Consider the following 22,426-nt stretch of genomic DNA (forward strand, 5'->3'; position numbering starts at 1 on the left):
TGCCATTGCTTTAATTCACGGGCGATGTCACGAATATTGTTGCCCAGATTATTCACCCATACATATATCAAACTGAGGTCGCAAAGTAATTTAGGACTTATATATGTCTAAACCAGTGGACTGGACAGTTGGCATCCCCGCTAGCACCCTTATAGCCGTCGGAACCCAGGTAAGTGGCATATTTCGTCCAGATGGAGCAAGTGCCCAAAGCTTACTTTACCGCATGGATGGCAAGAACATTACCAGCTATATCGTCTACGATGACAGTGGACGGGCAATTAAGCGAGTAGACTTGACAGGAAGGGCTCATGCAAATGTGCCGACACCTCACGTCGTTGAATACAAACACAACCAAAACCCAGCAGGAGACATTTTCGTGCAAGTTGAGAAAACAGTTAGGCCAGCTAGATTAGATGAAATACCCTAGAAATTATGTTCATCAAACAAATATCCTTGAATGCAGATAAACTAATCGATTTCCAGCAATGGAAAAAAGCCAACGGCGATGATTTTTCACTCTGGGATTATCTTTTTGGATCTGCTAATATTGAAATTGCCATAGCTTTCACAAAACTATTCTGGCCAGATTTTGTCGAACATGAAGGCGGTATCTTTTTGTCCGAAGCCTTTAACAGTCAAATATACGAACAGTGGAAAATCGAACTGGGGAATGATGTCGCTGCAATTGAGCAGGTGATGAACCACCAGCACGTTGATGACATTCTCCCCGGTGCGGAAAATACGAGTATCGACAATTTATTGTATTTGGGACAAGCATTAGCTCAGATGTGGGAAAGTCGCCTAAAATCGCTTTATCCTCAGCGCCGTTTTCAAGTTAAATGCGATCGGGACGAACACACGGTTGTAGTGACATTTTTTCAAGATAATTAATCAACCCTTCGCCCCCAACAATTCAGGTTGCAAAACCTGATTTAATTTGCCACTGCGAAACCCCTCCAAATCCAAAGTCGCGTACACAAAACCAAACTCCTGAAACACCGCTACTAATCCAGGCAAATCAGCATTTAATACAAACTGCTGAATCTCCTGGGCTGGTAACTCAATGCGCGCGGTGTCTCCATCCGATCGCACGCGCAGATTTTTCAGTCCCAACTGCCGCAAATACCGTTCAGCGCGCCCCACTCTTTGCAACTTAGCAACAGTGATTTCTTCACCATAAGGAAAACGCGAACTCAAACAAGGTTGAGCCGGTTTATCCCACCAAGGCAAATCCAATTCTTTTGCCAACTGTCGAACTTCAAATTTAGTCATACCAACTTCTGCTAAAGGCGATCGCGCGCCCCGTTCCTTAGCAGCCTGAATCCCCGGACGGTAATCCTTTAAATCATCACCATTAACCCCATCTACCACATAAGGATAACCCTTTGCCAGTGCTAGCGGTTTCAAAGTATCATGCAGTTCGCTTTTGCAGAAATAGCAGCGATTAACCGGGTTAGAAGTATAATTAGGATTTGCCATTTCCTGAGTTTCTACTTCCTGGTGGGCGATGCCAATTTCTGCTGCTTGAATCCGCGCATCTTCTAAATCTTCTGGCAGTAGAGACGGAGAAACAGCCGTTACAGCCAAAGCGCGATCGCCCAACACGTCAAAAGCAATTTTTGCCACCAAAGTGCTATCAATTCCGCCAGAGTAGGCAATCAGCGCCCGTTCCATCTGCGCGAAAATATCTTTTAATTGTTCTAGTTTTTCCAATATCATAATTTCATTTTTTTGTAACACTACAAACAGTCGAGATTGCCGATCGATAACCTTGTCTATATCTTAGCTCGCTAATTCCATAATAAAAAAGGTTCGATCGTTCGGACTTTAGTCCTTATCCGAGAAAGGACTAAAGTCCGAACGATCGAACAATACGCGCGTTTTAAAATTCTCGGCGGGAAAATATGGCGATCGCAATTGACAGCAGCAACACCACATACAGCAAACCGTAGCCAGCATCTGTAATCAAACCCGCCAAGTAAGGAACTTGTCCGTAAACAGCATCATTTCTCAAATTAAACCGGGCTAAATCCGGCAAAACCAGATAAAGTCCCATCATCAATTGTTCAATGCCAGGATTTTTAGTTAACTTGCCCAAAGACACTAAATCTCGCGTCGAGTGTCCCATAAAATAAACGCCAAATGTCAGTAAACTTGCCAGCAGCGAACTGCTAAAAACCCCAAATAAAATCCCGACAGCGGCCATGAGACACAGCTCAAACCAGATGAATAGTGAAGCAATTAAAATGCTGCCCAAAGGGTAAGGAATCCGGCTCAAAGTCAGAATAGCCAGATAGATAACAGTCATTGCTGCTACCAGTACCGCCAGCACCGCCGACAGCCCTAAGTGCTTGCCCACAATTAACTCAGCCCGACTTATCGGTTTGGCAACTAACAGGTAAACAGTCCGCTTTTCAATTTCTTTGTTGACCAGTCCGGTAGCCACAAAGACTGTGGCAATTAGACCGAGAATACCGATCGCAGCCAAACCGATATCTAAGATAATTTTCTTTTCGGTTGTCGCTGCCAATTCCGGTATCAAGCGCACCGAGGCTCCCATCAACAGAGCAAAAATAATAATTAAGTAAAGGATGCGATCGCGAATTACTTCCCAATATACATTAGTCGCGACTGTCAAGATTCTTCTCAAATTCATCTATTTATTAACCCACAGTCAACTTTAGCTATATTTTAGTTTAAGGAAGAGGGAAGAAGGAAGAAGGAAGAAGGAAGAAGGAAGAGGGAAGAGGGAAGATTTTCCCCGCTCTTCGGCTTTCGGAAGTATCTTTGCGGAGAGTAAAAAGCGTTTTTCAGGAGTGCGATCGTCCCCGCTCGCTTGCCGAATATACAATAGCGAGCGGGACGCTCGCACTCCCGTGTAAAAGCTCTCCCACTCTCCCGCTCTCCTAACCGCCAAAGACAGCCTCAAACTTGACTATCTCCCGTAGTTCCATCTTTTTTCAATCCGGGTTTAGAGCGTTTGATCGCGTCGCAGGTTACAGTCGCCCGATTGGCTGTATCGAACACCTCGCAAGACTTGGTAAACGAATATATTTCCGGTCTAAAAACCAGCCCCATCCAAGTTGCTTGCATCTCTAACTGATAGCGCGACTGTCCTTGAACGATCGAAGTTTTGACATCCCAGCTAGCATCTTCTGGGACTATCCCAATTGTTCCTAACGCTTGATTCTTCAGAAAAAATCGCTCGTTGTCAATATCTATTAACATTTGTTCAACCTGCGGCCACGGTTTGGTGCGGGCTTCATTTTGCAGGTATCGCTCCATTGCATTGAGGATGACAACTCCTCGGGAGCGATTAATAGTTGGCTGTTGAAATGTCACCACATAATCGCTTTTCCTCAAATCCTGCGATAAAACGCTCGGATACTGTTGTATCCAACTTTGAATTAAAAAGTGAAATGCAAACCAACAGGAAAACGTCACATGAATTAGAGTAATCATCAAAAACTGAGGGCGCATCAACTCCCTGATACTTTCCCGTTTTGAATCGCTCTTCCAAACCCTGATGATAGCAAGAACTACTACTGCTATAATTGGGCCGCATATCCAGGCTATTTCCTTTTTGTCCGACGGCAACCTGATCAGCAACCACAAGCCAATTAAGAAGCTTGTCACCCACGGACTCAGACTTACTTTGTTAATTACAAAAGGTTGCTGGCTGGTCAGCAAACCCATTGAAAGTATAAAAAATAACCAGCTCATATCAAACATCAGAGTTCTCGTCGCCAAGTCAGTAACTGCCGCCACCGTCAGCACACCTAAAAAGATGCTGAGCAGTAAAGGCGTCTTCCAGTGGACAACTTTAGGCGGAATCATTGCCTTTTGGACTTTTTTATTGGTTTCCCAAAGGTTGTTCGTCAGCTTAGTTAGTTGCTGAGTCACATCCAAAAATTGCTTCATCATAGATTTCTATTATTGACGCTTTGCAAAAACAACACGGTTAAAATAACGAAATTGCTAACAGTGTGGGCGATTAAAACTGCCCCAAACTGAGTAGTTACTTGAAAAGTCTTTTTGGGAGGACGGCGGCTGAGGGTGGGCGGCCCTATAAACTGAGGTTTGGAAGCTTTTTTATTGCCGGAAACCACGTTTCCTATGATTTCTAATCCTTGCCATTTAACGAGAAAAGTTACTGCTAATATCGAGACGGCTATCATAGTTATGGTATTGTAAACATTCTGCCCTCCGCCTAATAAAATATAACCGATTAGCTGTTCTCGCAAATCTTTGGAAAGAACGCTTTCAATGCCGAAGAAAACTAACCAACCTACGCAAGTGCAACCGAGATTGAGGATGGCAGTATATTCAACGCTGGTTTTGGGGCCGAGTTTCAGTAGTTTTTGTAGAAACCACGATTCGATCGCGATCGCCAAAAACATAATTAAAATTTGCACCAAAACAGTCCGAAATGGGAAAACACTCGCAATCATAAGGATTCAGGTATATCAGCCCGTGTTAAATTTTAATTGTACATCACAGGGGGAATAATCAAGAGCCGCAGGTCTGAGCCGCTAATTGCTTTCGATCGCCCGAATGAACATCAGGTGGTTGAGGTTATATCCTATAATCTTTTGAGATCGGCCAACAGAATGGAAATATTAAACATTCAAGCGATCGAATACCCACCCCGAGACAGACTCAAATAACTGCGGATTATGGTAAGGAATGGCATTGGTATTCGGACAGCCTCATCCCGCTCAGAACGCGCCGCGGGTCAGATTCACGTCTACGACGGCGCTGGTAAAGGCAAGTCTCAGGCAGCTTTGGGAGTAGTGTTGCGCTCGATCGGGCTGGGTATCAATTCTGACTCTCCCACGCGAGTTTTGTTGCTGCGCTTTCTCAAAGGCCCCGGCCGCTCCTACGACGAAGACGGGGCAATAGAAGCGCTGCAACGGGCATTTCCGCACTTGATCGACCAAGTACGCACCGGCAGAGCCGAATATTTTGGGGCCGAAGCAATCACCCGCTTCGATCGCGCCGAAGCTCAGCGAGGCTGGGATATCGCCAAAGGAGCGATCGCCAGTGAACTCTATTCCGTCGTGGTTCTAGACGAACTAAACCCCGTATTGGACTTAGGTTTGCTGCCAGTGGACGAAGTAGTCCAAACCCTCAAAAACAAACCAGAATATTTAGAAGTAATCGCCACAGGCCGAGCAGCCCCCGAAGCTTTGCTAGAAATTGCCGACTTACACTCAGAAATGAAGCCGCACTATCACCCCGCAGCGGCAGAGCATAATATTTCCGGTATCGAAATATACACCGGAGCAGGCAAAGGTAAGTCTACCAGTGCCTTGGGGAAAGCTTTGCAGGCGATCGGTAGAGGTATCAGCCAAGACACATCTCACCGCGTGTTAATTGTACAATGGCTCAAAGGTGGGACTGGTTATACAGAAGATGCGGCGATCGCAGCATTGCGACAAAGTTACCCGCAGTTAGTAGACCACCAGCGGTGCGGCCGAGATGCTATAGTTTGGCGGGGACAACAGCAAGAGTTAGATTGTATCGAGGCAGAACGCGGCTGGGAAATCGCTAAAATGGCGATCGCCAGCGGCTGGTATAAAACGATCATTCTCGATGAACTCAATCCCACAGTAGACTTAGAACTGCTGTCGGTAGAGCCGATCGTCGAAGCCCTGCTACGCAAGCCCCGCGATACAGAAATCATTATCACCGGGCGCTGCCACAAACCCCATGCTTACTTTGACTTGGCAAGCGTACACTCAGAGGTATACTGTCACAAACACTATGGCGATCGGGGCGTAGAACTAAAGCGGGGTGTAGACTTTTAGACCCCTGCATGGCGCGGAGTTCAATCCGAGCCAGAATTATTTAAAGACCAATACGGTTCAGTTCACAGTGTTTGTTTCCAGAGATCCCCCTCGCATCCCCCTTCTGAAGTGGGACTTTGAGAAGACTCTTGTCCCCCCCTTTTTAAGGGGGGCTAGGGGAGATAAGTCTTAACGGAACCGTATTGATTTAAAAACGACCCTGCCTGGGAAACCGGAAATTAGCACAAAGCCTTGCAACCAAGTAACCAATCTCCCAATTTTCATTGTCTTCCCAAACTCCCCGATCGACCCTTGTTAATCTTGAATTTCCTTCCCCGGAGGCGATCCCTGATCGCCAACCCAGAATGGAACATTCAGAATATGAGCCGCGTCTTCTTGAGCGTGAGCACCTGAGACATTGCACAAGGATTATTAAAGGGTGAAGACATTGAAAATAAAAGCTTACAAGCAAAAAGTCCGTGAGGGAGAAAGTCTAGACAGGGTTAACACCAGTAGGCTAGACTTGCGGCTGGCAAACAGGTTAAACTACAGCGGCATCCAAACATTCGGTGTTCTAGGCAGTGTCTGTAGTCGCACCAGCGATGATCAACAAGAAGTAGAGGAGTGAAGCTGTATGACAACGTTAACTGACAATTCTGATCAAGCTAATTTAAACACTCCGGGACTGGGCCCGGATACAATCTTTGCCGGAGCGGGGGCGGATTTTATTACAACTTCTGCCCTCGGCGGCAGCTTAATATTTGGCGAAGGCGATAACGATACTCTAATTTCCGTCGGCCCCAACGATACCCTATACGGCGGCAACGACGAAGATTCATTAGTAGGCCAGCGCGAGCGAGTTTTCATGCAGGGCGACGCAGGCAATGACACCATAATCGCTCAAGCCCGGAATTCGACGCTGTTGGGCGGTGCGGGAGATGACTTGCTCCAAGGCACAGTCGATGGCAACCTGATGTTTGGTAATCAGGGCTCAGATACGATGCTGGGAGGCGCCCTGGGAAGAGACACCCTCTACGGTGGCAAGGACAATGACTCCCTCGGCTTCTTCATTGCAGGTGGCGGCAACAACCTCGGTATTCGCATCGGTGGCAGCGCCGGTGGCAATCAAGGCAGCAACTTCTTACGGGGAGACTTGGGCGACGACTATGTTGTAGGTATCAATCAGAAAGATACTCTGTTCGGCGGTAAAGGCAACGACACACTGTATGGTGTAGCCAGCAACAGCTATCTTTCCGGCGATCTTGACAACGATACCTTAGTCATTGAGAACAGTACCCAGTCGAGTCCGTTTGATTCGAGGGCCATCACCATTGGCATTGAGAAAACCACCTTGCTCGGCGGTGAGGGCAACGATTCTCTCGTCGGCGGTATCGGCGACTTTGGTACCGGCAAAAACTTCCTGGACGGTGGTGCTGGGAACGACACGATCACGGTTTATGCTACGCAGGACACGGCGCAGGGAGGCGCAGGCGACGACTTCATCAAGTCGTCTACGGTGTCTGCACTTTCCAGCGTAGGCGCGCTGAGTACATTTCCAGGCTTCGCAGGTCGCAATTTGCTCGACGGCGGCGATGGCAACGACACGATCGTTGCAGCTTTTGCGAGTGATACAATGATCGGCGGCGCAGGCAATGACACCTTGAGCGGTATCTTTAATCAAGCCTTCGGTGGAGATGGCAACGATACGATCAATGCCACTACTTTTAATGTCGGTACTACTACTGCGCTAGTTACTCTCGACGGCGGTCTGGGTGATGATCTGTTACTTGGTAACATCAGCACTAATCTTACTACCACCGGCACCGTCACCAACTTCATGAACGGTGGTGAAGGGAATGATACGATCGTGTTTGGTAGCAGACGCGATAAATTGGTTGGCTCATTTGGTGGTAACGACATCATCTCCTACGCTAGCACTGTCAACTTTGCCGGTGTCACATCGACAAACATCATTACTGATAACTTAGGCAGCAACATCATCACTGGCGGCAACGGCACTGATGTCATCACTACCGGTGCTGGCGACGACATACTGTTCGGTGGCCCCGACTTCAACATTCTTATTACCCCAGGAATTGACGGGGACGATACCTTAGATGCCGGTGGCGGAAACGACACGCTGATCGGCGGCTATGGGAACGACTATTTGATCGGAGGTGACGGCAACGACTCTCTCGGCGGCGGGCCCGGTTCTGACACGCTGATTGGTGGCAACGGCGATGACAGCTTCTACTACAGCAACTTCCAGGAAGGTGGCTACGACACCCTCACCGGCGGCGTCACCCCCGTCGGATTCAGCACCAGTCCAGACCAAATCGGTGACTTTAAACAACAAGGCCAAGACAAGATAGTCTTGAATAGTATTGCCTTCAACTTCGGTGCAGTGGGTGGGCCAAGCCAACTTCCTGGTCAATCGTTCGTGGTGTTTGACAACGGGACTTACGCTGGTGGTGTTAATACGACGAACATTCCTCAGGCACAACTTCCGCAGACAGCACCGTTCTTCTTTTACCAAGCTGAAGACGGACGACTAGGATATGACCCTGACGGTGCTAGTGGGTCTAAATCACCCATTACACTCGCAATCCTAAACAACAGACCAAACTTCGGTAGATCAGATATTATCCTGATTTAATTTAGGTGGCAGCGGGTGGGAGTGGTTTTAGAAAAAACCATCGCCCGCACCAACTCTAAAAACTAATTGTGCGATGTTTCAAGCTAGGGATCTGAATCCCTGGCTTTTTTGTTGAAGGGACTCGGCGGTTGAAACCGCGACTATACAAACGAAGTCCACCTCCGTGGACTGAAGAATTAAGAGACTCGGCGGTTGAAACCACGACTATACAAACGAAGTCCACCTCCGTGGACTGAAGAATTAAGAGGTATTAAAGCCAGATTTGGTATGACGCATCCTACAAGTTTGGGCGAGCAAAAAAAAAGCCAGCAAACGATATGTTTGCTGGATTCAGTAGGCAGGAAACTTTTAGCAAATACTCTGACTAAGCTTTGTCTACAATCTCTTTTGCTTTATCTTTGAGGTCTTCTTTCATGTGAATTGCTGAGGCTTCGTCCTGCTTGGCTTGACCTTCTACTTTATCTTTCAGATTGCCTGTAACTTCGCTCACAGCTTCTTGGATTTTGCCTTCAATATTCTTAGCTGTTGCTTCGACTCTATTTTCAATGCTCATTATTTTTTATTTTAACTCTACAACTACTAAGATAGGATTTTCTAGTTGAGTTTGAATCCGTCTTTAGATAGATTTGCTGTTAACTTTATTTCTGAGTTGCAGGTTCGATCGCAATTTCGACAAGTTTATTTTTGGACGACAAACCCGATTTAATGGCGATCGCAGATTTAGGCACTTTAAACTTTTTCGCCAACAACACGATTAATTCTTGATTAGCTTTTCCATCGACTGGTGGCGATTTGAGATGTACTTTGAGGCTGCCGTCTGGTTGCTCTTCGATGCTTTGCTGTTTGGAATTCGGCTTAACTTTGACTGTAAAAATCGTCATACTTAGAAGGAAGAAGGAAGAAGGAAGAAGGAAGAAGGAAGAAGGAAGAGGGAAGAATTACCTATTACCTATTACCTATTACCTATTACCTATTACCTATTTACCAATTGCGTAGAAACTGGGTTGAATAAAGTAAGTCTGATTATTCAAGAAACGGCGACTGTTTCTGAATGTTCGATTTTTGTTCCCAAAACCTTCAAAAATTCAGCTAACCAGTTAGGATGAGCCGGCCACGCGGGGGCTGTGACTAAGTTGCCATCGACTACGGCTTCGGTAACGGGAACTTCGGTATATTTGCCGCCAGCGCGGAGGATGTCGGGGCTGCAAGCTGGGTATGCGGTGCAGCGTTTGCCTTCGAGCACGCCGGCGGCGGTGAGGACTTGCAAGCCGTGACAAATAGATGCGATTGGCTTTTTGTTATTAGCAAAGTAGCGGGTAATTTGCAGCACTTTTTGGTTGAGGCGGATGTATTCTGGGGCTCTTCCTCCGGGGATAATTAAAGCGTCGTAATCGGCGGCGTTAATGTCGTCAAAAGTTGCGTTTAAAGTAAAGTTGTGACCGGGTTTTTCGCTATAGGTTTGGTCGCCTTCAAAGTCGTGAATTGCGGTGCGAATTGTTTGGCCTGCGGCTTTGTCGGGGCAGACTGCGTGGACGGTGTGACCTACCATTTGTAGTGCTTGGAATGGTACCATTACTTCGTAGTCTTCTACAAAGTCGCCGACTAGCATTAATATTTTTTTTGCTGTCATATTTGTAACTCCTGTTATTGAGTTTTGGTTAAATAGGATTTAAAAGACTCGGCGGTTGAAACCGCGTCTACACAAACAAAACCCGCCGACGCGGGTTGAAGACTCGGCGGTTTCAACCGTACATCTTATTTGGGATCTAGAAACCGTTGCGGCCCCAAATCACCATTGAAATTGAGAAGGAGAACAGAACTAGCACCGAAACCCAACCGAGTGACAAAATATCCATAGCTATTTACTGAACGAACTGTACAAAGTGACTCCAACCCTTATGATAATTTAATTTGAGCCATTTTTGGAATGAAGGTGCTGTGAAGGATTCGTCAAATTTTAGTTTCGCTGAACGGGTAGAATCTTTGAAAGCAGGGACTGTTGCTGCTTTGTCTTGTTTTTGTGGTTTTGGGGCGATCGCCCTGGTTAACAGCTTAATCCTAGCCCGTTGGTGGGATTCTCTGGCGAGCTTGCAGGTAATGGCCGTTGACCTAAATTTTGCCTTCAGAGGATTGATGGCACTTGTGGGCGGTTTCTTATTCGGCGTTACCTACCGCTACGCTATCCGGTGCGATACTAACCCGCACCTTAAATCTGGCGTGGTGTTGGCTTTTGGGCTGGTGCGGGCTTTTGGACAGTTGGATGCGGGACTTTCTTTTGAGGCGGGGAAAATACCGGGTTTGCAGGAGTTATTGCCGTTTGCGGTTGGTGCGGTGGAAAGCGTGGTATTGTTTGCGATCGCGCGTTTGGTGTTGGATTGGGCGATCGGGTTCGACGGCTTCGCTAACGGGCGATCGTTGATTCAACCATTCGGGCGATCGTAGATTAAACCTTTTGATTCTTAACTCAGATCAAACGGCGGTTGAAACCGCGTCTACACAAACAATGTCCGCCTCCGCGGACTGAAGAAAAGAAGCTAATTTAAACCGTTGATTCTTCAACCCGCGCACCATCCGGGTTTTGTCTGTGTCGGCGCGGTTTCAACCGCCCGGTATTCTTTTTATTTCAAACCTAATACCTCATATTCTAAATTGCCGTAAACCATTTGCTTATCTACCGCCGACAAAACCTTATTGTTAGCAGCATCAGAAACTAAACACTGACAAACTAACTGCGCCACATCCGCCCGGTGAATAGTTCCCGCCACCCGACAATCTTCCGTTAAAACACCGTTACCCGTCGCAGGTTCCGACTTCAATCCGCCCGGACGAATCACAGTATAAATCATCCCGCTTGCTATCAAATGATTTTCCGCTTTTTCCTTTTCAATTAACACCGGGCGCAAAGTTTCTAAAGCTTGCGGCGGCAAAGCGGCGGCCGTGTTACCGCTACCGATAGATGAGACTAAAATAAACTTTTTTACGCCCGCTTTAACGGCAGCATCAATCAAGTTTTTGTTGCCTAAATAATCGGCTCTTTCCCCATCCTTTGGCAAGCCGCCAACGGTGCTGATTGCGGCATGGATTGGCGCGCCTCCAGCCATTGCAGCTTCCACAGCCGCAGCGTCCAAAGCGTCGCCAGTTATGACTTTGATGCCCATTGCTTCTAATTCGGTGCGCGTTTCGGGCGATCGCAAAAGTGCTGTTACTTGCATATTTTGTGCTACGAGACATTTGGCGATTTCTAGGCCGACGCCTCGACTAGCACCTGCTAAAAAGATGTGGGATTTATCTGTCATATTAATTTTGTTTTAGTTTGTGCAGAAGTTGGTTTTTTTGACTTGGGAATAGTATACAACAACCTTCTGTGATTTTTTGAATTAGTTTTTTTTTACCGCAGAGGGCGCAGAGGACGCGGAGGAAGAGATGGGAAAGATTGGCAATTTCCTATTTACGTTAGATTTTTTTGCCGACGATTACTACCCAAGATTGAGCTTCGCGCGGCAAGCCGGGAGGGCGATAGTAGTGATTGACAATTTCAAATCCTGCTTGTTCTAAACAAGGTGCTAAAGTTTCGTATTCCCATCCTGCTGTATAGCGTTTTCCTGTCGGCCGTTCGTCGTAGCCTTCCCAATTTCCCCGGCACATTGACATGACAATTGCACCGCCAATAACTAAAGTTTTGTGCAAATCTTGCAGCACTTTCACCATTTTGTCGCTGGGAATGTGAATCATGGAAGCATTGGCGAAAATACCGTCAAATTCGGCTTTTGGTAAGTCGAGATTCAGAAAAGATTGCTGCAAAACTTCGCAGCCGGATAATTTCTTGGCTATTTCTACAAAAGCCGGAGTTGCATCTAATCCTACAACTGTATGTCCTTGGCTTTTAAACGCTACTAAGTCTCGTCCTGGCCCGCATCCTATATCGAGGATTTTACCGGGATTGCGGGGCATGGCAGCGATTAGTGCGTCGCGATTTTGGGATACGTCGTGGTGCCATGTTCCTTCTCGGAAAGATTCGGCGGTTGCTTGGTATTCTGCGATCGTAATTTCTTCGCGTTTGTCCACAATTTCTCCTATTGTATTATTTGATATTGGTTAATTCAAGAAGACCGGGCGAATAGAATTCGCGTCTACACAGACAAAACCCGCCTCCGCGGGTTGAAGAATTGGCTGTGAAAATATGTTATTTTCTTGAGTCCGCGGAGGCGGACATCGTTTGTGTAGACGCGGTTTCAACCGCCGTCCGATCATCTTCCGAATTAACTTCTAACATTGAACCGTCGGGAGATTCGATCGCAAATCCTGCATCTCGAATCATATCCCAATCTTGATTGGCCGCTTGTCCGGGAGTAGTCAGATAATCGCCCACAAAGATAGAATTAGCCGCGTAGAGTCCCAGAGGTTGCAGAGATCGCAAATGCACTTCCCGTCCCCCAGCAATCCGAATTTCTTGGCTGGGAAGCAAAAATCGGAACAAGCAGAGAATCCGCAAACATTGGCGCGGATTTAATGTGTTTAAACCTGCAAAGGGCGTACCGGGAATCGGAATAAAAAAGTTGACCGGTACGCTAGTAACGCCCAATTTTCGCAGGGAAAGCGCTAAATCGATCGCATCATCATCCGATTCGCCCATCCCCAAAATTCCGCCGGAACAAGTGGTGATTCCGGCTGCTTTGACGTGTTCGACGGTTTCGACGCGATCGCCAAAAGTGTGAGTTGTGCAGATGTCCTCGTGGTACGATTCGGAAGTGTTGAGATTGTGATTTACGCGATCGACTCCAGCTTTCGCCAAACGGTGAGTTTGCTCCTCGCTCAACAACCCCAAACAAGCACAAATTTTCAGGTTATAATTTGCCTTGACGGTTTCTACAGCATCCAAAACGCGATCGAAAGTAGATGCGTTGGGTTGGCGGCCAGAAATTACTAAACAAAACGTACCAGCTTTTAAATCTGCCGCGCGCCCGGCCGCTTCCAGAATTTTTTCCTTAGCTAAAAGCGGATATTTTTCAATTTCCGCAGTCGAGATTTTGGACTGAGAACAATAATGGCAATCTTCAGGACAAAGGCCACTTTGAGCGTTTAGCAAATAGTGCAATCTGACGCGGTTTCCCCAGTAATGGCGGCGCACCCGATAAGCTGCGTTTAGTTGTTCCAGTAAAACCTCATCCGGCGCGCGCAATACGGCTAAAGATTGCTCGCGAGAGAGACATTTGCCCGCCAGCGCGTCATCAGCCAAATCATTCCAATTGGGTAAATTCATCACTAAAATTAAAGAGTTTACAAAGTATCCAAAACTTGACGAATTACCCGATAAATCGATTCTAATTCATCAGGAGAAATGCAGTAGGGAGGCATCACATAGAGCGTGTTTCCCAAGGGACGGAGCAAAAACCCCGCTTCGAGAAATCTGGCTCTCAATACAGGGCCGATCTCATTAAAATAACCGGAACTGCTTTCGGTTTTCACATCCATTGCTGCGATGGTGCCGCAAGTCCGAATCCGTTCGAGTTTAGGATGATCTCTCAGCCATTGATTCAGGTATTTGTGGTGCAGTTTTTCCATCCCTTCATACATATTTGGGTTTTGCTCCAAAAGCTCCAGGGATGCTACACTCACCGCACAAGCTAAGGGATTTCCGGTGTAAGAATGACCGTGAAAAAAAGCTTTGTCCGATTCATCTCGCCAGAAAGCTTGATAAATATCCTCCGATGCCATTGTGACAGAAAGTGGCAAGCAGCCGCCAGACAATCCCTTAGATAAACACAGAATATCCGGTGCAGTTCCAGATTTAAGCGAAGCAAACAGTTCGCCCGTGCGCCCAAAACCCGTCATCACTTCATCGTAAATCAACAATACATTATATTGGCGGGCCATTTGTGCGATCGCCCGCAAAAACTCAGGGCGGCACATTCGCATTCCCGCAGAACCTTGCACCAAAGGCTCAATAAAAATGCCCGCATAGCCATTTCCATGCTTCAACAAAGACTCCAGTTTCTCCAAACTCTCCGCCTCCTTGCTTTCCACCTCCTCATCGCCGTCAAAAGTCGCAGGAAAAGGCACAACATCCCCAGGAAACATTAAAGGCGCAAAAGGTTCCCACCACAGCGAACTTCTGCCAGCAGACATCGCGCCCACAGTATCGCCGTGATAACCTCCCTCAAAACTAATAAAGCTAGTGCGGTTAGTTTCTCCGAGATTTAGCCAATATTGAAATGCCATTTTCAGAGCAACTTCAACAGCAGTCGAACCATTATCAGAAAAGAAAATTCGCGTCAAAGAATCAGGCGTATGAGTTATCAATTTATCGGCAAGTTTCTGGGCTGGTTCGTGCGTAAATCCCGCAAAGATAACGTGTTCTAAAGTTTTAGCTTGTTTGTAAAGAGCCTCAGCCAGAACCGGATGGCTGTGTCCGTGAATCGTCACCCACCAACTAGAAATACAGTCGAGAATTTGCCGCCCATCTTCTAATTCCAGCAGCACTCCTTTGCCGCGAATTACCTTTAGCGGCGCAGGAGCAGTTTTCATTTGCGTGAAGGGCTGCCAAATTGGTGAACTCGAAGAGTTATGTTGTTTATTTATCGTCATTTTTGCGCCTGTAACTAATATCAAATTGCATTGTAATATAGCAAACCCCACTCAATTAACTGGTTCTAATCTTGTAGGGTGTGCAATGCGCACCGGCAGGTTAACCGTTAACCGGGAGCATTTCATTTTTGTAAAAAGCATTTTTTTCTTTGAGTGCTGTACCCGCTCGCGTATTATACAATACGCGAGCTCTTACAGCATTATAAATGCAAAACTGAGATGCTCCCTCTAGGAGAAGGGTTTCAAACTCAATCGGTGCGCAGTGCACACCCTACAAACTGCCACCATATCAGTCGTAGGGTGCATCGCCCTAAAAAAAATCCCAAACAAATATCGACAATCTTATAGCGACGCACCTAACAAAAATGGTTGAAACAACAAACTCAATACTATTATTTTGTAGCAAAAGTTTGTAAGAATAGTATTAGTTAGCTACAAACTCAATCGGTGCGCGGTGCACACCCTACAAACTACAAAATTATACTTTTTACCAGTTACAATTTTTTACCAACTAAGAAATAAGTGATCATTGCCCCTTTACCTTTGACATTAATTTTACCGCGTTGTTCAAACAAATACTTATCGCACAGCAACTTATAAGTTGAGCTGCTAACTTGAATTTTACCAGGAAGTCCCTGGGATTCCATGCGACTTGCTGTATTCACCGCATCTCCCCACAAATCGTAAATAAACTTTTTAGTGCCGATGACACCTGCTACAACTGGCCCAGTATTAATGCCAATGCGGATGTTGAGAGGTTCGCCGCATTCGTCGCTAAATTTTAGAATTTCTTGCTGCATTTCGATCGCCATTTCGGCAATAGATTCTGCATGATTTTTACAGGGAAGTGGCAAACCGCCTGCTACCATATAATTGTCGCCGATGGTCTTAATTTTTTCTAAGCCGTATTTCTCGCTTAAGCAGTCGAAAGCTGAAAATATTTTGTTCAGCAATTCGACTAATTCTTCTGGAGACGTGCGGGAGGATATTTGGGTAAAGCCCACAATGTCAGCAAACAGCACCGTAACCTCGGCAAATCCGTCGGCAATATTGATCTGTCCTTGTTTTAGGCGATCGGCAATCATTTCGGGTAAAATATTTAGCAGTAAACGTTCCGACTTTTCTTGTTCGGCGCGCAATATTTCCTCAGCTTCTTTCCGCTGTGCGATTTCCTGGTAGACTCGGTGAAACATTTGATTAAAAGCAACCATGACTTCTCCCAACTCGTCATCGCGCTTGACAGATAAAGAGTAAAAATCTGGTTTTTCTCGATCTTTGCTCAAAGCGTCTCCCGCAGCGATCAAGTCATCGCGCAATCTCAAGATTGGTGCAATTACTGTCACACCTAAAAAAAGCATCGTTACAGAAGTGACAAAAGCTGATATAATGATGACTAAAACAGCAATTCGCCCGATAAATGCGTAAAGTTCTGGTTGAACGGTGGACGCATCGTGGCGAACAATTAAGATGTAATCTCCTCCCAAATGTCGCTCAGTCCAAGCAACATCGTAGCGATTGCGATCGAAATTTTGCTTGTGAACTATACGAGCAATTTTCAGTTCATTTAAACTGATTTTAGGCTCTTCGCCAAGTGTATATATTAACTCACCGTTAGCTTGATAAATAGATAGTCCTAAGACTACTTGAGAATCCTTAGTAATATTTTTTACTTCTTCTTGAAACAAAGTGCGATCGGAAACATCTTGGGCGAGCAAAAATTCGAGGGAATCAACTGTCGGCCGAGATAGCTGTTCCAGTTGAGTTAAAAGTTCATTTTCGCGCCTAAAATAAGAGGGGACTAAAATAATTCCCTCTATGACAAGAATGCTAGCAAATACCCACAAAGCTATTTGTCTGGACAAGCGAGATTTAAAAAAATTCAAAAAGGATAGAAGGCGCGCTGACATAGAATTTACTATTGTACAAATGACTAATTTAGGAGATAGGAAAATAAACCTGGTTTCTTGTAATAAAGTTTGGGTTGGTCAACGAATATCCGACGGCGGTTGAAACCGCGCCTACACAAACGAAGTCCGCCTCCGCGGACTGAAGAAAGAAGATAGCGAAATTTTAACCGCCGAGTCTTCAACCCGCGCACCATCCGGGTTTTGTTTGTGTAGAAGTGGTTTCAACCGCCCCGTCTTCTCCCAAGCTAGTAGACCCCTTAATCTAATGATAAACAAATTAAACCAAAACTGCGCTGACTAACCTGCCTGCAAGCAAATAAGTATTCATATCGCCCTTGCCTTTGACGTGGATAATTCCTCTGTCTTCAAACAGATACTTGTTTTGCAAGATATCGTAAGTTGATTGTGTGACTTGAATTGCGCCGGCAATCCCGTGGGATTCCATGCGGGCTGCTGTATTGACGGCATCGCCCCAGAGGTCGTAAATGAATTTTTTGGTGCCAATAACTCCCGCAATGGCAGGCCCGGTATTGATGCCGATGCGAATGTTAATTCCTGCATGATGTTTGACATTAAATTTTGCTAATTCTTCCTGCATATCTAAGGCAATTTCTGCAATGCTTTCGGCGTGGTTGGTGCTAGGATTTGGCAAACCTCCCACTACCATATAAGCGTCTCCAATTGTTTTAATTTTTTCTAATCCGTACTTTTCCGTTAAAGCATCGAATGATGAAAAAATTTCGTTGAGAAAAACGAGCAATTCTTCGGGAGATATTTGTGCTGAGAGCACGGTAAATCCCACGATATCCGCAAACAGAATCGTGACTTCTGCGAAGCCGTCAGCAATACTGCTTTGACCGTCTTTTAACCTAGCAGCAATGGATTCGGGTAAAATATTGAGCAGCAGGCGATCGCTCTTTTCTTGTTCTTTCAACAATTCTACATTAGTTTCTTGCAATTGTGCCGTGCGTTCCCTGACGCGCTGTTCTAATTGTTTAGCATTTTGGCGCAACCTGCTGATAGATAAAGTTAATCCTGCAATGCCTAAAGTTGAAAGTCCTGCTAATAGTAAAAAAAGATTTTTGAGTCCGCTGTGAGTTTTTTGAGTGATGGTTTCCAAAGGTTGAGTAATTTCTAATATCCCCCGAACATCTCCAACTTTCCAGTCAGTTTTAGGACTGTTTGGGCTAGTGTTGTGACAGTTTATGCAGCTAGGAGTGAGAATATCTGCCTCGGCATATCGAAATGCTGGCTTGCCGCGAAATTCTTCTGTTCTGAAAAATTGTTTATTGGAATTTTGGGTTAAATAGGTAATAGCTTGACGTTCAAAATCGTCTCTAGCTCCGCCTTCTTTTCGCCGCCAGGGAAACGGGTAGTCGCTGTAGAGGCGAACTGATACTTCGGGATTTTTGTTGGTTATATGGTTGCCCAGTTCTATTAAAAAAGTTGCCGGGACTGGAACTGTTACTTTGGTCGGTTTGTTGTCGTGGGTAAAGTTAATCGCTTTAGCGGTGTTGAGAGGACTAATAACATCGGAACTGTAAAGGGTACGGGCTTCTTTAATTGCTTGGGCGTAGAGGGTGGCATTTTGGAGGGCTTGCGATTCGATGAGGTTGGAGGAAAGACGAGACATATTTGCCATCGCTACTCCTACACCTACACAAAATAAAATTGTCACTGCAAGGAGAATTCGCTTGTAAATTAATTGGCTGATGGCAGCCCGACTGCTAGAAATCAACTGGCGCATGGTATCCTCAAGTGTGAGGTTGAATCTTGATTTGATTTTATGCACTACTAACATAACACTGCTTTTTCAGACTGTTTTGCTGGCGCCTGGGGTAAAGCAAGACTGGAGAGTGCAAGGGATGGTTAATTATTGTTTACCGCGAGTGTTTCCCTTGTCCGTAAAAGTACGCATAACTTTATAGTGGTTTTCAGTTTAGTGAAGTACAGATGTCGGGTAAGGACGCGGCTTGGCCTAAGTCTTTACTTCACGCATTTTTTGTTTGATTTGGGTTAGGATAGCGATTGTAGTCTCTGGTTGGCGATCGTGAATTCTGACTCTACTGTCTCACCTACTAACAAGGAAATTTTTCCGGGAGAAGTTTTCGTCAATACTGCGGATTTTGATACCGGCATTCGGCGGCTTTTACCGAAATATGACGAAATGCTGGATGTATTAGCAGCCTGCATTGCTAGTACCAACCAGCGGATTTTAGAACTCGGCTGCGGTACGGGGGAACTGAGTTTAAAAGTTCTGCAACGCTACCCGTCTGCGGAAATTGTTGCTGTGGATTATTCGCCGCGAATGCTGGATTTTGCCCGCGCCAAAATAGAGTCGGCAGGATATGCAGCTAGGTGGACTGGCATAGAATTGGATTTTGGAGAATGGGCGAATAATCCAAATTTTTCAGGTTTGGGCGATAAGTTTAATGCTGGCATTTCATCTCTGGCAATTCACCATCTTGAGGATGAGATGAAGTTGAAATTGTTTCACCGGATTCGCGAAAGTTTAACTGCTGGCGGCTGTTTTTGGAATGCCGATCCTGTTTTATCGGAATCAGCAGCAATGAAGGATATTTATCAAACGGCGCGGGAAGATTGGGCGCTAAGTCAGGGGGAAACTTTAGGAGAAATTCGGGCAAAGGTGGGGACGAGTGTTTCTTACGGGTATTCTAATCCCGATCGCCTAGCGACACTTGCGGCACAGTTGGAAATGCTGGCAAATGCGGGATTTGAGACTGTGGCGGTTCCTTGGAAGTATTACGGTATGGCGGTGTTTGGGGGATTTGTTAGTTAAATTATTTAAGGATTAAAATTGAGCGATTGAAATCGCCTCTAGACAAACAAAGTCCGCCTTCGCGGACTAAGAAATGAGCAAACAGCAGTTGTAAATTTAAGGGACAGGGGCGGTAATTTCTGTAGGTGCGATCGCCCCCGGTGCAGGTACTGCTTGTTTTTCGAGTAGTACGCGCTGTTTGTTCCGAAATTCTGCGGCGGCATCGTTCAAATTTTGGCGCTGTTCAGTATTGAATTCTTCCATGCTGCGGCCGCCTCCAAATCGGGATCGGTGAATTAAGTCAAATATTCCGCTGCCACTGCTGCGGCCGGAAAAAGGGTCGGTGTTGTCTTGAGTTTGAAAGTCTTGCAGCGGTTGGGCGCTATTATTATTTAAACTGCTGGCTTGAGCGAAGGTTGCTTGTGGCGATAAAATAGCACAGGTGGCGATCGCGCTTGCAGCAATTTGAATCATCACTTTGGCGGATTTAGAAATTTTGGTGTTCATAATTTATTAGTTCAACTTTCAAAAAAACAATTGCTAAGAATACCGGGCGGTTGAAACCGCGTCTACACAGACAAAACCCGCCTCCGCGGGTTGAAGAAAACCGGGCATTTGAAATTACGTTATTTTCTTTACACCCCGGAGGCGGACATCGTTTGACTTTCTGGCGGTTGAAACCGCCGTCTGCATCTAAGCAAACCGACGCCGTAGCAGCGGTTGAATGCTCAGCAGCGCTACCAAATCAAAGGCTAGCAAGACTAACAGCGCTCCTCCAAAGGTAACTGTACCCCAAGGAGCGTTCATCACGACGCTAGCTAGCGACCAATCGCTGTGCAGGTACAGGTAGCGGATGGGTTCGATCGCATAACTCAGGGGATTGAGAGTGACGACAACTTGCAGCCAGTGTGGCATAAACGACAGTGGCGCGAGGGCGGTACTCGCGAATAACAGCGGTAAGTTGGTGACAAAAATCACTGCGATTAATTCTACGTGGCCGGGGAGGGCGAAGGCTAAACCGAGACTCAAGCCGGTGACTCCCAAAACTAATAGTAGGACAATCAGGGCGATCGCGCCTAGTCCCGCAAGTCCAGGTAATCCCGAACCCAAAAATGCTCCCGCCGTAACGATTGCGCCTGTTTGGATAAAGCTGAGGGTGACGATGAAAATAGCCGAAGCTAGGACGATGGAAAATCTCGAAGCTAGGGGCGCGACTAACAGGCGGTTGAGAAATCCGAATTCGCGATCGAACATAATCGGTAAACCGGCATTCAGCGCGCCTGCAAATGCAGTAAAAACAATCACGCCTGCACCGAGAAATTGTCCGTAATTCTGGCTTTCGCCGAACAAGCCGGCGGGTGCATTTTTAAACAGAGCTCCGAATAAAACCAACCACATCAGCGGCTGAATAATTCCTGCAACTAGCGTCGAGGGGCGACGCTGCAATTGAATAAACAGGCGCTTGGTTAAGGCTAGTGTTTCTTGTATAAAGTCTGCCAGCAGGGAATTGTTGGGGGGTGTAACTGTCGCTAGGGGCGATCGTTGCTGGTTGAGTTTGTTGGGGGATGTGACAGTACCGCTCATAATTGCTTGTTGATTTTGACTGTGGTGATTATTTTTACAGGAAATATGATGAATGGGATTTTAGCAGTCTGCTTTGATTATAGGCGATCGGGAGTTGAGAGAGCGGGGGTAGTATGTTCATCGAGTAGCTGGGATGACAGGATAAATTTGTGGTAAAATTAGTCAACGCTACATATTAATAATTTAGTTTTTCGACTATTAACAAAATTGGAGGATAATTTGATGTCATCAAGTGCGATCGCCACTTTGGTCAAAATCATGGAATCTCTGCCGGAAACTGTGCAAGATATAGTTGTTCAACACTTGCAAGAATACATTCGGAAATTTAATATTACTGTTGCTGTGAGTCCCGACGGTAAGCTGGAAATTCCGGCTGAGATTGAAAGTAAACTCAAATATGGCGATCAATACACAGTTACAGTTACAGATGATAGCATTGTTTTTGATAAGCTGAAAGCAGGTTTTGATTGGGAAGAATGGGAACGGCGCGTAGAAGCAGCCAACCCCGATCCTAATGAATTAACGACAGAGGAGATTTGCGAGATTGTCCGGGAAGTGCGTCGCGAACAACGCTCTAAAACGGAGATTCAAAAATGAGAGTTGTCATAGATACTAATGTCTTTGTATCAGGTTGGTTGTGGGGAGGTATCCCGGCTCGTTTATTTAGGTTGGCTAGAAATTCTCAACTCAGAATTTGTGCTTCTGAACCGATATTGGCAGAACTACAAAACACTTTGAGTAAACAAAAACTACAGGGTAAATTACAATCGTTGGGTTTTACTGTTGATAGTTTGATGAGTGCAACACGAGCATTAGTGCAAGTTTATCCAATTTCGGAGCTCAATGTACCTAGTTTACGCGATTCTAATGACAATATTATTTTAGCCACGGCAATTGCTGCTGATGCTGATGCGATCGTTACGGGGGATTTGGATTTGTTAGTATTGCAGGAATATGAAGGGATTGTTATTGTTACAGCGAGGGATTTTCTCGATCGCTATTTTCCAGAAAATGGTAGTAATAAATATGTAGTGAAATTTAATTACAGTAATTGAATACATAGGATAATTTTATAACTCACACAATCAAGTTTTGTGATTTTTAATATTTCTTTACGCACTCGAAT

Annotated in this window: 25 protein-coding genes; 9 read left to right on the forward strand and 16 right to left on the reverse strand. The window is 45.8% G+C overall.

Going from position 1 to position 22,426, the window contains the following annotated elements:
• Positions 1 to 103: 103 nt before the first annotated feature.
• Both K4039_RS07560 and K4039_RS07565 read left to right on the forward strand, forming a co-directional pair.
• Positions 104 to 427 (forward strand): polymorphic toxin type 24 domain-containing protein, encoded by a 324-nt coding sequence (locus K4039_RS07560; RefSeq protein WP_265234534.1) that lies wholly within the window; start codon positions 104 to 106, stop codon positions 425 to 427.
• 5 nt (positions 428 to 432) lie between these two features.
• Positions 433 to 891: a hypothetical protein gene (locus K4039_RS07565; RefSeq protein WP_265234535.1), complete on the forward strand. Its 459-nt coding sequence runs from the start codon at positions 433 to 435 to the stop codon at positions 889 to 891.
• Here the strand turns inward: K4039_RS07565 and larE are convergent, their stop codons facing one another.
• From larE to fraC, 4 genes are all read right to left on the reverse strand, one after another.
• A complete protein-coding gene (gene larE / locus K4039_RS07570) occupies positions 892 to 1,719 on the reverse strand; it encodes an ATP-dependent sacrificial sulfur transferase LarE (protein ID WP_265234536.1) in 828 nt (275 codons plus the stop codon).
• Positions 1,720 to 1,882: 163 nt separating this feature from the next.
• On the reverse strand, positions 1,883 to 2,656 hold the full coding sequence (locus tag K4039_RS07575; protein WP_265234537.1) for an ABC transporter permease: 774 nt from the start codon (positions 2,654 to 2,656) through the stop codon (positions 1,883 to 1,885).
• A 269-nt stretch (positions 2,657 to 2,925) separates the two neighbouring features.
• Positions 2,926 to 3,924, reverse strand: a complete 999-nt coding sequence (locus K4039_RS07580) for a DUF5357 domain-containing protein (protein ID WP_265234538.1) — start codon at positions 3,922 to 3,924, stop codon at positions 2,926 to 2,928.
• Positions 3,921 to 4,451 (reverse strand): filament integrity protein FraC, encoded by a 531-nt coding sequence (gene fraC / locus K4039_RS07585; RefSeq protein ID WP_265234539.1) that lies wholly within the window; start codon positions 4,449 to 4,451, stop codon positions 3,921 to 3,923. Before fraC ends, K4039_RS07580 begins: the two co-directional genes overlap by 4 nt.
• A gap of 225 nt (positions 4,452 to 4,676) precedes the next feature.
• Here fraC and K4039_RS07590 point away from each other — a divergent pair, with 225 nt between their 5' ends.
• Positions 4,677 to 5,810, forward strand: coding sequence for a cob(I)yrinic acid a,c-diamide adenosyltransferase (locus tag K4039_RS07590; protein ID WP_265234540.1), 1,134 nt, complete (start codon positions 4,677 to 4,679; stop codon positions 5,808 to 5,810).
• A gap of 613 nt (positions 5,811 to 6,423) precedes the next feature.
• Positions 6,424 to 8,445 carry a calcium-binding protein gene (locus K4039_RS07595; protein WP_265234541.1) on the forward strand — a complete coding sequence of 674 codons (2,022 nt, stop codon included), beginning with the start codon at positions 6,424 to 6,426 and terminating at the stop codon, positions 8,443 to 8,445.
• Between the two features lie 364 nt (positions 8,446 to 8,809).
• Here K4039_RS07595 and K4039_RS07600 read toward each other — a convergent pair whose 3' ends face one another.
• Together K4039_RS07600 and K4039_RS07605 are read right to left on the reverse strand one after the other, a co-directional pair.
• Positions 8,810 to 8,998: a CsbD family protein gene (locus K4039_RS07600; protein ID WP_265234542.1), complete on the reverse strand. Its 189-nt coding sequence runs from the start codon at positions 8,996 to 8,998 to the stop codon at positions 8,810 to 8,812.
• An 85-nt stretch (positions 8,999 to 9,083) separates the two neighbouring features.
• Positions 9,084 to 9,326 carry a DUF167 domain-containing protein gene (locus K4039_RS07605; protein WP_265234543.1) on the reverse strand — a complete coding sequence of 81 codons (243 nt, stop codon included), beginning with the start codon at positions 9,324 to 9,326 and terminating at the stop codon, positions 9,084 to 9,086.
• On the opposite strand from K4039_RS07605, the gene K4039_RS07610 reads away from it, so the two are divergent.
• Positions 9,307 to 9,441, forward strand: coding sequence for a hypothetical protein (locus tag K4039_RS07610; RefSeq protein ID WP_265234544.1), 135 nt, complete (start codon positions 9,307 to 9,309; stop codon positions 9,439 to 9,441). The genes K4039_RS07605 and K4039_RS07610 overlap by 20 nt on opposite strands.
• A gap of 31 nt (positions 9,442 to 9,472) precedes the next feature.
• Here K4039_RS07610 and K4039_RS07615 read toward each other — a convergent pair whose 3' ends face one another.
• Positions 9,473 to 10,075: a DJ-1/PfpI family protein gene (locus K4039_RS07615; protein ID WP_265234545.1), complete on the reverse strand. Its 603-nt coding sequence runs from the start codon at positions 10,073 to 10,075 to the stop codon at positions 9,473 to 9,475.
• A gap of 136 nt (positions 10,076 to 10,211) precedes the next feature.
• On the reverse strand, positions 10,212 to 10,301 hold the full coding sequence (gene petN / locus K4039_RS07620) for a cytochrome b6-f complex subunit PetN (protein ID WP_071883976.1): 90 nt from the start codon (positions 10,299 to 10,301) through the stop codon (positions 10,212 to 10,214).
• Between the two features lie 55 nt (positions 10,302 to 10,356).
• Between petN and K4039_RS07625 the strand changes: the two genes are divergently transcribed.
• Positions 10,357 to 10,887, forward strand: coding sequence for a hypothetical protein (locus K4039_RS07625; protein WP_265234546.1), 531 nt, complete (start codon positions 10,357 to 10,359; stop codon positions 10,885 to 10,887).
• Between the two features lie 176 nt (positions 10,888 to 11,063).
• Here K4039_RS07625 and K4039_RS07630 read toward each other — a convergent pair whose 3' ends face one another.
• The 6 genes from K4039_RS07630 to K4039_RS07655 all read right to left on the reverse strand — a co-directional run bounded on the left by K4039_RS07630 (position 11,064) and on the right by K4039_RS07655 (position 18,684).
• Positions 11,064 to 11,741, reverse strand: coding sequence for an SDR family oxidoreductase (locus tag K4039_RS07630; RefSeq protein ID WP_265234547.1), 678 nt, complete (start codon positions 11,739 to 11,741; stop codon positions 11,064 to 11,066).
• 157 nt (positions 11,742 to 11,898) lie between these two features.
• Entirely contained in the window at positions 11,899 to 12,510 is a 612-nt protein-coding gene (locus K4039_RS07635) for a bifunctional 2-polyprenyl-6-hydroxyphenol methylase/3-demethylubiquinol 3-O-methyltransferase UbiG (RefSeq protein ID WP_265234548.1), read from the reverse strand.
• 118 nt (positions 12,511 to 12,628) lie between these two features.
• Positions 12,629 to 13,705, reverse strand: a complete 1,077-nt coding sequence (gene bioB, locus K4039_RS07640; RefSeq protein ID WP_265234549.1) for a biotin synthase BioB — start codon at positions 13,703 to 13,705, stop codon at positions 12,629 to 12,631.
• 17 nt (positions 13,706 to 13,722) lie between these two features.
• Positions 13,723 to 15,030, reverse strand: a complete 1,308-nt coding sequence (gene bioA, locus K4039_RS07645; protein WP_265234550.1) for an adenosylmethionine--8-amino-7-oxononanoate transaminase — start codon at positions 15,028 to 15,030, stop codon at positions 13,723 to 13,725.
• A 494-nt stretch (positions 15,031 to 15,524) separates the two neighbouring features.
• Positions 15,525 to 16,937: an adenylate/guanylate cyclase domain-containing protein gene (locus K4039_RS07650; RefSeq protein WP_265234551.1), complete on the reverse strand. Its 1,413-nt coding sequence runs from the start codon at positions 16,935 to 16,937 to the stop codon at positions 15,525 to 15,527.
• Between the two features lie 277 nt (positions 16,938 to 17,214).
• Complete coding sequence (locus tag K4039_RS07655; protein ID WP_265234558.1) at positions 17,215 to 18,684, reverse strand: adenylate/guanylate cyclase domain-containing protein; 1,470 nt, start codon at positions 18,682 to 18,684, stop codon at positions 17,215 to 17,217.
• A 303-nt stretch (positions 18,685 to 18,987) separates the two neighbouring features.
• Between K4039_RS07655 and K4039_RS07660 the strand changes: the two genes are divergently transcribed.
• A complete protein-coding gene (locus K4039_RS07660; RefSeq protein WP_265234552.1) occupies positions 18,988 to 19,737 on the forward strand; it encodes a methyltransferase domain-containing protein in 750 nt (249 codons plus the stop codon).
• Between the two features lie 96 nt (positions 19,738 to 19,833).
• On the opposite strand, the gene K4039_RS07665 is transcribed toward K4039_RS07660, so the two are convergent.
• Both K4039_RS07665 and K4039_RS07670 read right to left on the reverse strand, forming a co-directional pair.
• A complete protein-coding gene (locus tag K4039_RS07665; protein WP_265234553.1) occupies positions 19,834 to 20,223 on the reverse strand; it encodes a hypothetical protein in 390 nt (129 codons plus the stop codon).
• Between the two features lie 186 nt (positions 20,224 to 20,409).
• Positions 20,410 to 21,300, reverse strand: coding sequence for an ABC transporter permease (locus K4039_RS07670; protein WP_265234554.1), 891 nt, complete (start codon positions 21,298 to 21,300; stop codon positions 20,410 to 20,412).
• A 219-nt stretch (positions 21,301 to 21,519) separates the two neighbouring features.
• Here K4039_RS07670 and K4039_RS07675 point away from each other — a divergent pair, with 219 nt between their 5' ends.
• Both K4039_RS07675 and K4039_RS07680 read left to right on the forward strand, forming a co-directional pair.
• Positions 21,520 to 21,897 carry a hypothetical protein gene (locus K4039_RS07675; RefSeq protein ID WP_265234555.1) on the forward strand — a complete coding sequence of 126 codons (378 nt, stop codon included), beginning with the start codon at positions 21,520 to 21,522 and terminating at the stop codon, positions 21,895 to 21,897.
• Positions 21,894 to 22,355: a putative toxin-antitoxin system toxin component, PIN family gene (locus tag K4039_RS07680; protein ID WP_265234556.1), complete on the forward strand. Its 462-nt coding sequence runs from the start codon at positions 21,894 to 21,896 to the stop codon at positions 22,353 to 22,355. The genes K4039_RS07675 and K4039_RS07680 overlap by 4 nt, the downstream gene beginning before the upstream one ends.
• The last annotated feature ends 71 nt before the right edge of the window (positions 22,356 to 22,426 follow it).

The sequence above is a fragment of the Lyngbya sp. CCAP 1446/10 genome (assembly GCF_026130175.1).
Taxonomy (GTDB): domain Bacteria; phylum Cyanobacteriota; class Cyanobacteriia; order Cyanobacteriales; family Microcoleaceae; genus Microcoleus.

Excerpts from the sequence above, each read along its gene's own strand:
- K4039_RS07560 (WP_265234534.1), top strand. The coding sequence starts at position 104 with ATGTCTAAACCAGTGGACTGGACAGTTGGCATCCCCGCTAGCACCCTT.
- K4039_RS07565 (WP_265234535.1), top strand. The coding sequence starts at position 433 with ATGTTCATCAAACAAATATCCTTGAATGCAGATAAACTAATCGATTTC.
- larE (WP_265234536.1), bottom strand. The coding sequence starts at position 1,719 with ATGATATTGGAAAAACTAGAACAATTAAAAGATATTTTCGCGCAGATG.
- K4039_RS07575 (WP_265234537.1), bottom strand. The coding sequence starts at position 2,656 with ATGAATTTGAGAAGAATCTTGACAGTCGCGACTAATGTATATTGGGAA.
- K4039_RS07580 (WP_265234538.1), bottom strand. The coding sequence starts at position 3,924 with ATGATGAAGCAATTTTTGGATGTGACTCAGCAACTAACTAAGCTGACG.
- fraC (WP_265234539.1), bottom strand. The coding sequence starts at position 4,451 with ATGATTGCGAGTGTTTTCCCATTTCGGACTGTTTTGGTGCAAATTTTA.
- K4039_RS07590 (WP_265234540.1), top strand. The coding sequence starts at position 4,677 with ATGGTAAGGAATGGCATTGGTATTCGGACAGCCTCATCCCGCTCAGAA.
- K4039_RS07595 (WP_265234541.1), top strand. The coding sequence starts at position 6,424 with ATGACAACGTTAACTGACAATTCTGATCAAGCTAATTTAAACACTCCG.
- K4039_RS07600 (WP_265234542.1), bottom strand. The coding sequence starts at position 8,998 with ATGAGCATTGAAAATAGAGTCGAAGCAACAGCTAAGAATATTGAAGGC.
- K4039_RS07605 (WP_265234543.1), bottom strand. The coding sequence starts at position 9,326 with ATGACGATTTTTACAGTCAAAGTTAAGCCGAATTCCAAACAGCAAAGC.
- K4039_RS07615 (WP_265234545.1), bottom strand. The coding sequence starts at position 10,075 with ATGACAGCAAAAAAAATATTAATGCTAGTCGGCGACTTTGTAGAAGAC.
- petN (WP_071883976.1), bottom strand. The coding sequence starts at position 10,301 with ATGGATATTTTGTCACTCGGTTGGGTTTCGGTGCTAGTTCTGTTCTCC.
- K4039_RS07630 (WP_265234547.1), bottom strand. The coding sequence starts at position 11,741 with ATGACAGATAAATCCCACATCTTTTTAGCAGGTGCTAGTCGAGGCGTC.
- bioB (WP_265234549.1), bottom strand. The coding sequence starts at position 13,705 with ATGAATTTACCCAATTGGAATGATTTGGCTGATGACGCGCTGGCGGGC.
- bioA (WP_265234550.1), bottom strand. The coding sequence starts at position 15,030 with ATGACGATAAATAAACAACATAACTCTTCGAGTTCACCAATTTGGCAG.
- K4039_RS07650 (WP_265234551.1), bottom strand. The coding sequence starts at position 16,937 with ATGTCAGCGCGCCTTCTATCCTTTTTGAATTTTTTTAAATCTCGCTTG.
- K4039_RS07655 (WP_265234558.1), bottom strand. The coding sequence starts at position 18,684 with ATGCGCCAGTTGATTTCTAGCAGTCGGGCTGCCATCAGCCAATTAATT.
- K4039_RS07665 (WP_265234553.1), bottom strand. The coding sequence starts at position 20,223 with ATGAACACCAAAATTTCTAAATCCGCCAAAGTGATGATTCAAATTGCT.
- K4039_RS07670 (WP_265234554.1), bottom strand. The coding sequence starts at position 21,300 with ATGAGCGGTACTGTCACATCCCCCAACAAACTCAACCAGCAACGATCG.
- K4039_RS07680 (WP_265234556.1), top strand. The coding sequence starts at position 21,894 with ATGAGAGTTGTCATAGATACTAATGTCTTTGTATCAGGTTGGTTGTGG.